Origin of the sequence: Parendozoicomonas haliclonae (assembly GCF_900174585.1) — a bacterium.
GTDB classification, from domain to species: Bacteria; Pseudomonadota; Gammaproteobacteria; order Pseudomonadales; family Endozoicomonadaceae; genus Sansalvadorimonas; species Sansalvadorimonas haliclonae.
In genome coordinates this window covers 14,560-28,658 of sequence record NZ_FWPT01000017.1, presented here as the reverse complement: position 1 = coordinate 28,658, position 14,099 = coordinate 14,560, and the positions used below count along the sequence as shown (strand labels likewise).

Genomic DNA, 14,099 nt, shown 5'->3' with positions numbered 1-14,099 from the left:
ATGATTATAAAAAGAAGAGCCGCTCTTTTACCTCTTTCTTTATCTGCCGTGCTTGTTCTCGCCGGTTGTGGCCAGAACCAAACGCCTGAAACCCAGGCCAACACCCGCAAAGAAGTTCACCCGCTGCTGAAAGCGCACTCCTATGAGTTTGAGCGCAAGGTGTATCAGGTAACCGACAATGTTCATGTTGCCGTCGGCTTTGGCCTGGCCAACTCCATCATGATTGAAGGCGACGATGGCATCATTATTGTCGATGTTATGGAGAGCCGTGAAGCCGCTGAAAAGGTCATGGCGGAATTCCGCAAAATCACCGACAAGCCGGTTAAGGCGCTGATCTATACCCATAACCATGCGGATCATATTCTGGGCGGCAAGGGCTTTGCCCCCGATGGTGAGGTGGACGTTTACGCCCATGCGACCACCGATGCCTATATCAACCGCATCGTTAACCATCTGCGCCCGGTCATCACCACCCGCAGCAGTCGTATGTTCGGCAATATTCTCGAACCCGGTGACCAGGGGCTGGTGAATGCCGGCATCGGCCCGGCACTGGATGCCGGTCATGGCGGTGGCACCCCCACCCTGCTGCGCCCGACCAAAACCTTTGATGACACGATGAATGTTGAGATTGCCGGAGTGCAGCTGCAGCTGGTGCACGCTCCCGGTGAAACCAACGACCAACTGTTTGTTTATCTACCGGAGCAGAAGGTACTGCTGCCCGGAGACAATATTTATAAAGCCTTCCCCAACCTCTATACCATCCGGGGCACAGCCAACCGTGATGTGATGCAGTGGGTTGGCAGCCTTGATCTGATGCGTGAGCTGGCACCTGAACATCTGGTACCCAGCCACAGTCGCCCGATCAGTGGTCAGCAGCAGGTGGCGGAAACCCTGACCATGTACCGTGATGGCATCCAGTATGTCCATGACCAGACCCTGCGCGGCATGAACCAGGGCCTGACCGAAGACCAGCTGGTCGAAGCTGTGAAGCTGCCTGAACCGATGGTCAGCCATCCTTACCTGCAGGAATTGTACGGCACCGTTGAGTGGTCTGTGCGCAGCATCTTCAATGGTTACCTTGGCTGGTTTGATGGTGATGCTGCCACCTTGTCCAAAGCACCGCTGCAGCAGCGGGGTGAAAATATGCTGGCCCTGGTTGGCAAAGAGAAACTCCTGCTCTCTGCCCGGGAAGCCATTGATAACCAGCAGAACCGCTGGGCGCTGGAATTGATCAGCTACATGTTGTTTGTTGAACCGGACCACCAGCAGGCCAAGGCCATGAAAGCCGAAGCCATGCGCAATATCGGGCTGGCCACCATTAACCCGAACGGTCGTAACTACTACCTGACTCAGGCGATGGAGCTGGAAGGCTTCGTCTTCCCTCCCGAAGAAATTACCGATGAAAAGCTGGAACTGCTGAAGAGCTTCCCGGCCGGTAACTTTGTCCAGGCCATGACAGTCGCACTGAATCCCGAGAAGAGCGCCGGTGTCGATACCAGCCTCAACTTCAATTTCACCGACCGCGACCAGCAGTTCACCCTGCATGTGCGTAACGGGATTGCCGAGTTTGTTCCCGGCCCCAACCCACAGGCCGACATTCAGATCGCAGTCGCACTGGACGACTGGGTTGATCTGGTGGCAACCGGTGAAGGCTTTGCTCGTGCCCTGGCTAACGGCACTCTGGAAGTGGAAGGCGGCCTGACAGCCCTGCCCGGTCTGGTCAGCTTTCTGAGCATGTTTGATCCAATGCGCTAATCACAAACAAAAAAATAACAACAATAGGAAACAACTGTGACTAGAAGATACCCTCTTCACCCGCTCTCTCTGGCCGTGCTGTTGAACTCAGCACTGGCCTCAGGCACTGCCATGGCCATCAGCTTTGATGGTCTGGACGGTGAGCTGACTGGCACCCTGAATACGACAGTCAGTGCCGGTATCAGCATCAGTACTGCCGACCCGGATAGCCAGCTTTATTCCCATGGCGACAGTAAAAGCCTGTCGATCAAACCCGGCACCGGCGTAGGCCCGAATGCCGACAATGGTCGTTTGAATTTCGCCAAAGGGGATGTGATCTCCAACCAGTACAAAGGGCTGACGGAGCTGTCTCTGGAATACCGTAACTACGGTTTCAAAGGCAGCGTGAAATACTGGTATGACCACTGGCTGGAAACCAAAAGCGGTCGTTATACAGAGTTCGACGACAGCGGCTTTGACGATATGGCCAGCTTCAGTGGTATCGAACTGCTGGAAGCCTATGGCTGGACTTACTTTGATATCGGCAATATGCCCGTCGATATCCGTCTGGGCAAGCAGGTACTGAGCTGGGGTGAAAGCACCTTTATCCAGGGTAGCGTCAATGTCATCAACCCTGTCGATGCTGCAGCCTTTAATCGCCCCGGTGTGGAAATCAAGGAAGGTTTGCTGCCGGTTGAGATGCTGTACGGCAGTATCGGCCTGACTCCGGAAGTGACTATGGAAGCTTTCTATCAGCTGAACTGGCGACCAACAGTGCAGGATGGCTGTAACACCTTCTTTGCCGCCACCGATGCCATTCAGCCTGGCTGTGGCCCGATCTTTACCAGTGCCACCTTGTCACCGGAAGAGCAATCGATGATTACCCCACTGGGCGGCAATGTGATTATCGATCGCACAGCGGATAAGCTGCCAGGCGACAATGGTCAGTGGGGTGCGTCCCTCAAGTACTATGCCGAAGCTTTGAACGGTACCGAGTTCGGCCTCTACTTTATTAACTACCACAGCCGTCTGCCTTACCTGAGCGCAGTGAATGCCGACCAGAATCAGTTCCGTCCACTGATGCCCAATCCTCTGGCTCCGGGGTTCTTTGGCCCGGCCGGTGATATTGATTTCTATGTACCGGCCATCAACCACCCGCAATTGGGCACCATCCGGCCAGCCGGTTTTGTGCAGGGCGCCACTTACCATGCGGTCTATCCGGAGAATATCCGTCTTTATGGCCTGAGCTTCAACACCAGTCTGGATAGCGGCTGGTCCCTGTCCGGTGAAGTCACTTATCGCCCGAATATGCCTCTGCAGATTAACGTCAATGATCTGTTGGCTTCAGCCGCAGCAGGTGGCAGCACGCCTGCCGATTACGGGCAACTGACCGAAGGCTATGTGCGCAAGCCGGTTACCCAGCTGCAGATCACTGCCATCAATACCTTCCCGCAGGTACTGGGAGCCTCTGAACTCGCCCTGACCGGTGAAGTCGGCTTTATGCATATCGGTTCACTGGACGACGGTAACCGTTATGGTCGTTCCGCGCTGTTCGGCCGTGGTGATACCACCGGTACCGGGGTGTGCGATACCGATCCAAGAACCACTGATGCTTTCTGTACTGATGAGGGTTACACGACGGCAGACAGCTGGGGCTATAACCTGAATGCCACGCTGATCTACAGCAGTGTGCTGCCCGGCCTGAATCTCATGCCGTCCCTGTCATTCCGCCATGATGTCAACGGCTATGCCTACCAGCCCGGTGGTGCCTTTGAGGAAGGCCAGATGGCTGCCACCCTGAAACTGGGCGCAGTGTACAAGGACAACTATAAGGCCGACCTGTCTTATACCAACTTCTTTGGCAACAACGATTACAGCAGCCGCGATGACCGTGACTTTGTCAGTGTCAGCGTAAGTGCGAGCTTCTAATGACGGCGTATAAACCGGTTCCCTGAGCCAACAACAATAAGAATCAGAGACGAACTTATGAACACAAACATTCTGGCCAAGAGCCTCGCGCTCAGCGCCTTGCTCGGTCTGGCAACAACAGGCCATGCGGCATCAAGCAACCCTCTGGAAGCCAAGGGGCTGACTCCCGTTGGCGCCGAGCTGGCAGGTAACAAAAGTGGCACCATCCCAGCCTGGACCGGTGGCCTGCCCGCTAATCAGGCAACCATGGCTGAAGATGGCTCCATGGTGAACCCCTATGCCGATGATAAGGTTTTGTTCACTATCACTGCCGAGAATCTGGACCAATACCGGGATCAGCTTTCCGCCGGCCAGCTGGCCATGTTTGAACGTCATCCGAAGACGTTCACCATGAATATCTACCCCACCCGTCGCAGCGCCAGCTATCCGGAGTCGGTTTACCAGAACACCCTTAACAATCTGGGCAAAGCCCAGCTGCAGGATAATGGTAATGGCCTGATTGGCTTTAATAATGGCGTGCCCTTCCCCCAACCAGAAAATGGCTTGCAGGCTATCTGGAACCATATGCTGCGCTATCGGGGTGACAGTGTTGATATGCACTTGAATCAGGTCATTGCCGAGGCCGATGGCAGCTACCGGGAAATTCTCAAGCAGACAGTCTGGAACTTCTACCCCAGCATTGAAGGGCTAGAGGACGATCACAACCTGCTCTACTACTACAAGTCCAAGGTGCTGAAACCTATCCGTATGGCCGGTGAAGTCACACTGGTGCATGAGCCGGTCAACCAGATTGCCGAGCCACGCCGTGCCTGGAAATATATTCCCGGACAGCGTCGTGTGCGTCGAGCTCCGAACATTGCCTATGACAACCCGGCCGCCTCCAGTGACAACCTGAAGACCTCCGATAACATTGATATGTTCAACGGCGCGCCGGATCGCTACGAGTGGACGCTCAAAGGCAAAAAGGAACTCTATATTCCTTATAACAGCTATGCCCTCTATGATCGCAATGTTGATACCGCCGACATGATCCAGCCCGGCCATATCAACCCTGAACTGGTGCGTTACGAGCTGCACCGGGTCTGGGAAGTGGAAGCCACGCTGAAAGACGACGCCCGTCACATCTACGGCAAGCGCACCTTCCACATTGATGAGGACAGCTGGCAGATTGCCCTGGCCGATCTGTACGACAGCCGCGGTCAGATCTGGCGTGTGGGCATGGCTTACAGCCTGCAGTTCAACCCGGCCCAGGTGCCATGGATGGCAACGGAAGTGTTCTACGATATGAACTCCAACCGTTATATCACCAATGGCCCTGCGGGCAGTGGTGACAACAGCCTGATCTTTGGCAAAACCGCCAGCAAAACCGACTACACCCCTGCAGCCATACGTCGTTGGGGACGTTGATTCTCCATCTTCTGCAATTGAAGACATGTCAGGGCAATCCCGTTTCGGGATTGTGCTGACATCTACACGCCCCAACGCCTAAACAAATCCAGAGAAATACTATCAGAGAGACGCTATGGCTAAAAAAAGATGGATTGCCGGGACTGTGGCCGTTGCCGCCACAGCTGTCGGTATCGGCTTGAACAGCTATCTGAAAACCCCGAAAACATATAAACACCCTGCCGTAAGCCAATGGCAACCGGAAGGCACGCGTTTTTCACCGCCCGAACATCCGGTGCTGGGTATAAACGATACCTTTCGCTCAATCCATGGCAGCACCCGCAACTCCGATGAAGTGTTGACGGCAGTCTCACCGGCGGTTGAACTCGACTGGATTGCCGAGCCTGAGATGTTTACTGCCGAAGGTCCATCCATTGATCGTCAGGGCAATATTTATTTCAGCCCGCTCACCCCGATGGAACCAGTGGTGATGGTCAGCCTGGATCCAAAAAACGGTGAACGACGCTGGGCCATTGAAGGCAAGCCCTACAGCCAGGGCGGCGGCACACCGCTGGTTCTGGATGATCCCGACAATCCGGGGCAGCAGATCATTTATCTGACTCTCTATGAACGTGCCCTCGCCGTTCGTCAGGATGGCAGCATTATCTGGGATGTATCCACTGGCCTTAAAGAACCAAAGCCGAAACCGGGGAAAAGCCGGAACGCCCATAATTTTGGTGCCAGCTACCACCCTCAGTCCGACAGTATTTTCGGGCTGTTAATTGACGGCAATATGTTTGCTCTTGACAGAAAAACCGGAGAACGAAGACTGGTCGAACCCTTTGTGGTCCCGGGCGCACCTGCAATTGGTTCCGGAACCGGTCGACCAGCACCCTGGCTGATCGAGAAAACCGACCAGACCATGAAAGAAGCCTATGGCGAAGATCCCCAGGCACCAGGCCGGTTCAGTAAGGTAGCCGATGTCATCTATGGCGGTGGCGTAAAGGTGGCCAATTATTTCTCCATTGATCCGAATACCGGACGGATTTGGGTTGCCGCAACTGCACCAGATGAGGCTGATGCCGTGGAAGATGGCAAGGCCGGTAATGGTGCCCTGTATGCCATTGATATGGTGGAAGCCGCCGATGGCCGTTATCGTCTGGAAGTGGCTGCCAGTACCTATTTCGAGGGCGGCAGTGGTTCAACCCCTGCCCTGAGAGCCGATGGTCAGCGTGTATACGCCTCAGATGACAATGGTCACTTAATTGCCCTGGACAACGACCTGAACGAACTCTGGCGTGTAAACGTCGGTGAGCAGATACCTGCCTCTATCACCGTTGCCTCTGAAAACAATGAACTGTTTGCCATCACCACAGGCTCACTATTCAAGATCAAAGACCATGGCAAACGGGGTGAGATTGTCTGGGAAGCCAATCTCGATATGTACCCCGAGATGCTGGGTTACCGAAACCTGAATATGCTGACTGCCACCGTGACTGCCAATGGCATCGCCGTCATGCTCGGCAGCGGCTATGAGAAAGGTACGGTCAGACTGCCGATCGAGATAGGCGTTGGTCTGCTGGATCGTGAAACCGGCGAGGTGATTTCCTACACCGAAGGCGTGGAGGAATCTGTGGCCGCCACCATTACCGGCCCGGATGGCGGCTATTATATCGCTCACTCCCCGATTCGCCGTTCCATCAGCCGTGCCCTGTTCGGGCCTTTGGTCAGCCCGTTAACCGGTGGAATTGCCCGCTACAAGCCTGTACGTAACCACCTGTTGATGCGGGATACCTTGTGCGCGGCGGATAAACGACTGAGCAACGCCCTTGCACAGGCAAGCAGCGCACCGGCTTCCAGTCAGGCTAATGTGGTACACGCCGATGTTCTTCTGCGTCAGGCCAATATCGCGTTAACAGCTGCTACACAGGAAGGTATTCTCGATAAGCAACAACTGTCCGGCTTATCTGACCAGCTAACCGATATTGATACCACGGCTTTACAGCAGGCCAGCACATCCACCGCCAGCCTCTGTGAGCAACTGACGACGATTGCCACCAAAAGCTAAACCTGCGAGCAGGCGGTAAAGAAAAGGCCCGGACACTGAGTGTTCGGGCCTTGTTCTATCAAACCACAGCCGATTAACGGCCCGCCATCTTCACATCTGTCCAGATACGGTTGACCAGACGGGTGGTTTTGGCATCCATGGCCGGGGTGATAAACAGGTTGGCAATCACCTCATCAGACGGATAGATACCCGGATTGTTACGCATGCTTTCGCTGACAAACGGCGTGGCCGCGCGGTTGGCATTGGCGTAGGAGATGGTATTGCTCACCTCGGCAATCACCTCAGGCTCCATCATATAATTGAGGAACTTGTAGGCATTATCCTTGTTCGGTGCATCAGCAGGCATGGCCAGTACGTCGTACCAGACCGGAGCGCCCTCTTTCGGAATAAAGTAACGAATGTCGTTGCCATTTTTAGCATCCCAGGCAGTCTGGGCCGCCTGCAGGGTGCCGCCGGAATAAGCGATGGCCACACAGGTAGAACCGGAGGCCAGCTCTTCCACAAACTGGGAAGAGTTAAAGTTGGCGACATAAGGGACAATCGTCTTCAGTTTTTCGCCCGCGGCCCGCCAGTCGGCATTGGTCGCTTTCAGCGGGTCTTTACCCATGTAGGTCAATACCGAAGCCAGAACATCGGTCGGGTCGTCCAGAATGGTAATACCACACTTGGCCAGCTTTTCGGCATTGCCCTTGTCCAGCACCAGCGCCCAGCTATCAACCGGTGCATTCTCGCCCAGCAGCTCTTTGATCTTGCCGGCGTTATAACCAATACCGGAGGTGCCCCACATATAAGGAACCGCATGGGTATTGCCGGTGTCGTGCAGTGCCAGCTTGGAGAGCAAGCCAGTATCGAGGTTCTTCCAGTTTGGCAGTCGGGTCTTATCCAGCTTTTCGTATACACCGGCCTTGGCCTGATGGGTCAGGAAATAAGACGACGGCACAACCACATCCAGACCGGAATTGCCCACCAGCAAACGGCCTTCCAGTGCTTCATTGCTGTCGTAGAGCCCATAGTTCACCTTGATACCGGTCTGCTTCTGAAAATTCGGCACGGTATCTTCGGCAATATAATGGGACCAGTTGGCTACGTTCAGCTGCTGGTCATCACTGGCCATACCGTTTACGGAAATAGCCAGAGAAATGCCCGCCACCAGGGCACTGAGTGTCTTTTTCAATAGGGTTTCCTCACAGACACAAACAACTTCAGCGACCGCTGAAGCCTTCCAGAACATTGACGGTATTCAGGCCCAGCGCGCCTGTGGCATAACCGCCTTCAAAAACAAACTGGGTGGGGAGATTCAGACCAGCGATCAGCTGCCCCAGCTCCAGATAATTATCCGACTTGAGCTTAAAGAAGGAGATCGGATCCTGCTCAAAGGTATCCAGACCCAGCGAGACAATCACCACCTCAGCACCATAGGACTGAATTGCGGCCAGCGCTTTATCCAACGCTTGGCGGTACAGTGACCAGTCAGTACGGTTAATAGGCAAAGGGAGGTTGAGGTTAAAACCTTCACCCGGACCGACACCGGTCTCATCGGCATAGCCCCAGTAATGTGGATAGTCCTGAGCCGGATCAGCATGAAGCGACAGGAACAACACATCATCACGATCGTAGAAGATCGATTGGGTACCATTGCCGTGGTGATAGTCCACATCCAGAATCGCTATCTTCTTGCAGCCTGAATCGAGATAAGCCTGGGCGGCAATAGCAGCATTATTCAGATAACAATAACCGCCCATCTGATCCGCAGTCGCATGATGGCCGGGAGGACGACACAGGCTGAATACCGAACGGGCACCACCGGCAATATGTTGCTGCCCTGCCAGAGCACAATCCATCGCGGCCTTAATGGCGTTCCAGGTGCCGGGAACAATGGAGGCGGTCATATCCAGGGAGTAATAGCCCAACTGTCCTTCAACATGATCCGGACAACGGGGAGCCAGACCACGCACAGCAAAGCAATAAGGAATGGCCTGAGTGGTGTCAGGGTACATCTGGTGCCAGCGTGGCCAGACGGTCTGCAGAAATTCCACATAGTCCGGGGTATGTACCCGGCAGGCGGTGTCCAGACTAAAAGACTCGGGTGCCAGAATGTCACCCAGACTGCGTTCGCGCAGTCGGTTCAGAACCTGATCAACACGTTCCGGGCACTCAAAACTGGAAACAACTTCCCCGCTTAACACCTCGGTGACGCCGCAGTGTTCAAGCTGGCGTTCGGAATAGAATGTGATCATGGTTTACCGTCACTCTATGAACAGGTCAGGCCTCGGGAGAGCACCCAAAAGACCTTCAGAATTACGCAGGCGCGTGAACTTAACGCAAAACATTCTGCCACGGAATAAGTAGAAGGTTCACAGGGATTGTAAAGATTTGGTATGGCGACAGAGGAGCTCTGCTCTGGTCTACCAAGACTGGTCAGAGCAAATCATCCAGAGCCTGCTAGTGTTGGTTCATTGATGGTGCGATTGGGATCCAGAAATGAATAAAGTCCTATTGGTTATCCTTGCTATTTTGCTGCCACCCGTAGCGGTACTGCTGAATAACGGCGTGGGCAAGGATCTGATTATTAATATCCTGTTGTGTATTGTGCTCTTCGTGCCCGGGGTGGTGCACGCACTCTGGCTGGTGCTGCGTTAATGCCTCCCTTCATCACATTGATAGGCAGGCTCAAAACACCTCTTCAATTACCTCAACGCAGATTTCATTAAAGATCACGCCTTCATCGATCAGAAACCCGACCTGACCATGGTAGGTCTGATACTGATCACGAAAAGCAGTGTCGTCTTCGTCGCAGATCCGAATCAGAGCCCAGACCATATCATCTTCTGTCCCCTGTTCTTCCAATACACCCTCTTCATAGAGGCCGGCCAGATAGGAAAGCAACTGCTGCGTGTAATGGAAAGGAGAAGCTGCAGCAAAACGAGGCGCAGGATTTGTGTCTTTATGGGGTGGTAACTGCCGGATCAGCTGATGGTTTTCATCAACAATACGACCCTGACGTTGTTTATGGTTATAAATCAGATTCATCGAAATAACAGCTCTTTATTCTTTTTCTCAGATTTTATTGCGTGCGTTCGACCCAGACAAAGTTCTCGGAGCGCAGCTGCTTCTCGCCAGACCAGCGATAGGCGGTAAGCTTGCCACCAACCCGCGCCACGCTGTAATCGACACAGGCGACATTGTCAGCCAGCACCTCCGGTGTATCCTTCAGCCAGTAATGGCCGACAAACAGCGGGACAGCATCACGATACCGGTAAATATCGCTGGGCAAAGGCTGATCAGGCAGAGAGGCTTTGCCTGTGCCCACTGTCGCATTGTTCCAATGGGTCGCCTGCTCATCCCACCAGCGGATACGGGCAGCGGTGCGGCGGTTCTGCTTTTTATCAAAGAAGTGGTAGCCCTCTGGCAGTTCCACTTCTATACCTTTCAGCAGATGTTCAACCGCATCAAATAAGCTGTCGTTTGGATCAGAAGCCATCCGGTAGGCTTCCGGAATCAGGCAATTGTTTTCATCCAGCCAATCCTCTACCGCGTCAAAACTCGGGTGATGCCAGACTGCATGAATAATGCGCAGGTCGCCAAGATCAAGAAACAGCGGCAAAGTACGGAACCAGCCGATCACCTCCTGATGCTCTGGTGAGCCGAAAGGAAACTCATCCAGAAACTCCTGATGATCCCTGGTGTTTTTGGGTTTAGTGTGAGAACGCAAATAATCGCCGTTGTCTGCGGGGGTGGCATAGCAGATAGCATTGAATTCATGGTTGCCTATCACCGCCAGCGCTGTACCACTTTCAACCATAGCCCGGCTGATTTCGACAACCCGATGCTGCTGGCGACCGCCATCAATAAAGTCTCCAACAAAGATAACCCGACGTTCCGGGTGACGGTAGGCCGTACCGTTATGCTGATAACCCAGTTTTTTCAGTAACTGCTCCAGCTCATCGGCCTGACCATGAATATCTCCGATGATGTCGTACATCACTGCTCCTCTTGCTTAGAATTATTATTCGTTGAATGTAACTGACTCTCAAGCCAGTTCAGCACATCATCCGGCTGAAGAGCTGTACATGACTCTGGAAGGTGTTGCCGGAGAAAATCACTTTTGGCCTGCTCGGCCAACTCCTGAAAGTGCTGCTCGACTTTGGACAACTGCCGTAAGCCGCTTTGGTAATCACGCTGACTTAAAAGACCTTCGGCAAACTGTTGCCGGGCCTGCTGTTTTTGGTGTTTGACTGCGACCAGCTCTTCACGGGTTCCATCCAGCCTGTCGCGAAGGCTGTCAGGCTGCTGATAAGCCTCACACAAGTCTGACGAATGCTCTTTCAGCGAACTAACTGCCCGGTAAAGATCGCTCAGCAGCTGGCTGGCAAGCGCATCCCATTGTTTATCCCGATAATCCTTATGCCCTGCGGCAAGACGGGGAATATGAGGTGCGCCAAGCTGGAAACCTGCCCAGGGATGGCTAATAGCAACCACCAGATCCGAGGCGGTACGCAAAGTGATCAGCCCGGTGACCGAAACCTGATCAATAGTCAAAGAAAGTGGGGATGTCATAGTTACTCTCCGATTTAGCGAAACTTTTATAGCGCCTGCAAGTAGGAATAAATGAGCGCTGGGAAGCTATTACCTTAATCAGACCTAAATAGGCAGTCAACCACACTCACTATCAGACCTTGGTCGAATAGTATGCAAAAGTCAGGAAATCTATAGTAGCGCCATGGCACAGGAGGAGTTATGGCACGTTATTCATCGATTATCGCCCGACACCGAAGGCAGGTTGCCCCGTCCTATCGTAAACCAGCCTATAGTCACCTTGGCTCGCAATTCCAACCGATGAAGAGCCACGCTCGCCCGACGGTTCAGGTTTTGGATGCCAAAAAGTTTCTTCGCCAACACTATGTTGACAAGCCAAGCCTCTCGGAAAATGAAAAGTTCATAAATGCCCGTACTATTAACCAGCTTTGTGAGCTGGCTGATAATGATCCACAGGTCAGGTACTTTCTTGGCAAGCACCCTTATATTGCCACCTGGCTGATGAACCAGGGCGATATTAATGAACGGGATGAAGTGATCGCGTGTTTGCGCAGCACCCCGGTACCGGTGCTGGAAGAGAAACTGGAAAGCCTGACCAGTGCCTTGTCATCCATGACGCTGATACCCGCCTCACCGACACGCATGCAAACTAATCTGCTGGAGATTGAGCAGGCCTGAACCTTCAGAACGCGCGCATAGCCAGCCGGGTTACTGCCATTCCCAAACCGGCTGTTACCGGCTCAATCACCGGCATGTTCAATGCGTCTTCCAGCTTCTTGCTGTAACTGGCCATTCCGGCACACCCCAGTACGATAGACTCCGCGCCCATAGCCTTTAACTGTCGGCCACGGTCAATAAGGGTTTCCAGCCCCTGGGAGTGAGACATCATCTGCGCAGTCGGAATCTCTGCCGGTATCACCCCGGCCAATCGCTTTTCCAGCCCAACACCTCGAATCTGTCGTAGTTCAGCGTTATAGGCTTCTGGTCGTGTAGAAATAATTCCGAAGCGTTCCCCCATATTCAGCGCCAGCGATAATGCCGCCTCACAACAGCCAATTACCGGCATGGTGAACAGCTCCCGAGCGGCACTCACCCCAGGATCAGCAAAGCAGGCGATCACAGCCGCATCAATATCCTTTTTTCTTGAGCGAATCAGATCACACACCGGCGCAGACACCGAATCAATATCGTATTGCGTATCAATGGCCAGAGGTGCCTGTTCGAGGGTGGCGAATTCCAAAGTGATATTCAACCGACGCTCCAGAGGTTTCAACACCTGGGCAATACCGAGAGTGAACGCACGGTCACTACTGGGGTTTATTATCTGAATATGAGGCATAACTCACCTGCCATTCCAGGAAACTGATTTTTATAATTCAGTATGAACTCGCGCTGCGGCTAAATGTTTGTTCATATGTTGGCAAAAAGCATGTTCAGCTTCACTCAACGGGGCCTTGGGGTTCCAGATCATATACAGCTGGGTCACCGGCAGTGTCGATTCCAAAGGCAAAGGCCAAAGCATTCCCCGAGCTACATCATCAGAAACAAGATGCGTAGGTATCAGGCCAATACCGATACCGGTGATAATCATGCGTTTCACTTCTTCGACATTACAGCCAACCGCTCTCACATTTCTGGCAAGAGACACCCGCGCCAATAAATCAGCAATGGCCCCACGATGCTGATCGCCTTTGAGATCACCGGTAAACGTCACAAACGCCTCATTTCTCAAGGTGTCATCACTGACGTTTTTACACCCGAACAAAGGGTGAGATGGGCCGCAATAGAGTCCATACCGTTCGCTACGCAGAAAGATCTTCTCCAGCTCTCCAGGGACCCGGCCATCATAAAGGCCAGCGGTAAAGCGGCCGGTCATGATCTCTTCAAGGATTTTCTCGGTGGTATCCACTTCTATTGAAAGGGTGACACCTGGTGCCTTCTTGAAAAAGTCTCCCAATGCGCTGTCCAGCTGGGAGCAGGAGACGTTGCTGATCGCGCATAAACGGATATGTCCACGTAAGGCGAGTTGATCATGCTCAGAGATCTGGGCCAGCCGCATTATCGTGCCATAGATGGTTTCCGAATATTTAAACAGACGCTGACCAGTATCCGTTAATTGAAACCGACCATGGCCACGCTCAATCAGAGTCGTGCCCATAAACTCTTCCAGTCGTTTTAATGCCGCACTCACTGTTGGTTGTTGCAGACATAAACGATTGGCGGCTGCGGTAATTCCCCCTTCCTGAATAATAACGGTATAGGTTCTGAGAAGATTCCAGTCCATATTCCGAACAAAGTGATCAATTTCTTTGCTGGTAATGGAGTTCAGTTTATCGGGCATAGAATAAACCCTTGCGACAACCGTGTTACGACCTTTATTTAAACTTGCACGATTAATTCACGAAAAATACTACGGCAAATACCTAACCTGATATTTACTCAAACA

General features: G+C 53.1%; 13 protein-coding genes. 6 read left to right on the top strand and 7 right to left on the bottom strand.

The genetic code is table 11. The annotated features are described in order from the left end of the window. The 4 genes from EHSB41UT_RS23300 (at position 1) to EHSB41UT_RS23285 (ending at position 7,117) form a co-directional block, all read left to right on the top strand. Entirely contained in the window at positions 1–1,755 is a 1,755-nt protein-coding gene (locus EHSB41UT_RS23300; protein WP_087113275.1) for an alkyl sulfatase dimerization domain-containing protein, read from the top strand. Between the two features lie 36 nt (positions 1,756–1,791). Next, positions 1,792–3,663: a DUF1302 domain-containing protein gene (locus tag EHSB41UT_RS23295; protein WP_133060643.1), complete on the top strand. Its 1,872-nt coding sequence runs from the start codon at positions 1,792–1,794 to the stop codon at positions 3,661–3,663. 57 nt (positions 3,664–3,720) lie between these two features. Further along, positions 3,721–5,070 (top strand): DUF1329 domain-containing protein, encoded by a 1,350-nt coding sequence (locus EHSB41UT_RS23290; protein ID WP_087113273.1) that lies wholly within the window; start codon positions 3,721–3,723, stop codon positions 5,068–5,070. A 115-nt stretch (positions 5,071–5,185) separates the two neighbouring features. Then, the gene (locus EHSB41UT_RS23285) at positions 5,186–7,117 is read left to right on the top strand and encodes an outer membrane protein assembly factor BamB family protein (protein ID WP_087113272.1); all 1,932 of its coding nucleotides are present in this window, start codon (positions 5,186–5,188) and stop codon (positions 7,115–7,117) included. Positions 7,118–7,190: 73 nt separating this feature from the next. Here the strand turns inward: EHSB41UT_RS23285 and EHSB41UT_RS23280 are convergent, their stop codons facing one another. Together EHSB41UT_RS23280 and EHSB41UT_RS23275 are read right to left on the bottom strand one after the other, a co-directional pair. Beyond that, the gene (locus EHSB41UT_RS23280; RefSeq protein ID WP_242667400.1) at positions 7,191–8,291 is read right to left on the bottom strand and encodes a polyamine ABC transporter substrate-binding protein; all 1,101 of its coding nucleotides are present in this window, start codon (positions 8,289–8,291) and stop codon (positions 7,191–7,193) included. A gap of 28 nt (positions 8,292–8,319) precedes the next feature. Next, on the bottom strand, positions 8,320–9,354 hold the full coding sequence (locus EHSB41UT_RS23275) for a histone deacetylase family protein (protein ID WP_087113270.1): 1,035 nt from the start codon (positions 9,352–9,354) through the stop codon (positions 8,320–8,322). Positions 9,355–9,598: 244 nt separating this feature from the next. Here EHSB41UT_RS23275 and EHSB41UT_RS23270 point away from each other — a divergent pair, with 244 nt between their 5' ends. Further along, on the top strand, positions 9,599–9,757 hold the full coding sequence (locus EHSB41UT_RS23270) for a YqaE/Pmp3 family membrane protein (RefSeq protein WP_087113269.1): 159 nt from the start codon (positions 9,599–9,601) through the stop codon (positions 9,755–9,757). Between the two features lie 30 nt (positions 9,758–9,787). Here the strand turns inward: EHSB41UT_RS23270 and EHSB41UT_RS23265 are convergent, their stop codons facing one another. From EHSB41UT_RS23265 to EHSB41UT_RS23255, 3 genes are read right to left on the bottom strand one after another with little or no spacing between them, the layout of a single operon-like run. After that, positions 9,788–10,147, bottom strand: coding sequence for a hypothetical protein (locus EHSB41UT_RS23265; RefSeq protein WP_087113268.1), 360 nt, complete (start codon positions 10,145–10,147; stop codon positions 9,788–9,790). A gap of 34 nt (positions 10,148–10,181) precedes the next feature. Continuing rightward, positions 10,182–11,099, bottom strand: coding sequence for a metallophosphoesterase (locus EHSB41UT_RS23260; RefSeq protein WP_207626742.1), 918 nt, complete (start codon positions 11,097–11,099; stop codon positions 10,182–10,184). After that, entirely contained in the window at positions 11,099–11,674 is a 576-nt protein-coding gene (locus tag EHSB41UT_RS23255; RefSeq protein ID WP_087113266.1) for a hypothetical protein, read from the bottom strand. The genes EHSB41UT_RS23260 and EHSB41UT_RS23255 overlap by 1 nt, the downstream gene beginning before the upstream one ends. Positions 11,675–11,854: 180 nt before the next feature. On the opposite strand from EHSB41UT_RS23255, the gene EHSB41UT_RS23250 reads away from it, so the two are divergent. After that, the gene (locus EHSB41UT_RS23250; protein ID WP_087113265.1) at positions 11,855–12,331 is read left to right on the top strand and encodes a hypothetical protein; all 477 of its coding nucleotides are present in this window, start codon (positions 11,855–11,857) and stop codon (positions 12,329–12,331) included. A 4-nt stretch (positions 12,332–12,335) separates the two neighbouring features. On the opposite strand, the gene EHSB41UT_RS23245 is transcribed toward EHSB41UT_RS23250, so the two are convergent. Further along, positions 12,336–12,992 carry an aspartate/glutamate racemase family protein gene (locus EHSB41UT_RS23245; protein ID WP_087113264.1) on the bottom strand — a complete coding sequence of 219 codons (657 nt, stop codon included), beginning with the start codon at positions 12,990–12,992 and terminating at the stop codon, positions 12,336–12,338. A 30-nt stretch (positions 12,993–13,022) separates the two neighbouring features. Continuing rightward, positions 13,023–13,994, bottom strand: coding sequence for a LysR family transcriptional regulator (locus EHSB41UT_RS23240; RefSeq protein WP_087113263.1), 972 nt, complete (start codon positions 13,992–13,994; stop codon positions 13,023–13,025). Positions 13,995–14,099: the final 105 nt, after the last annotated feature.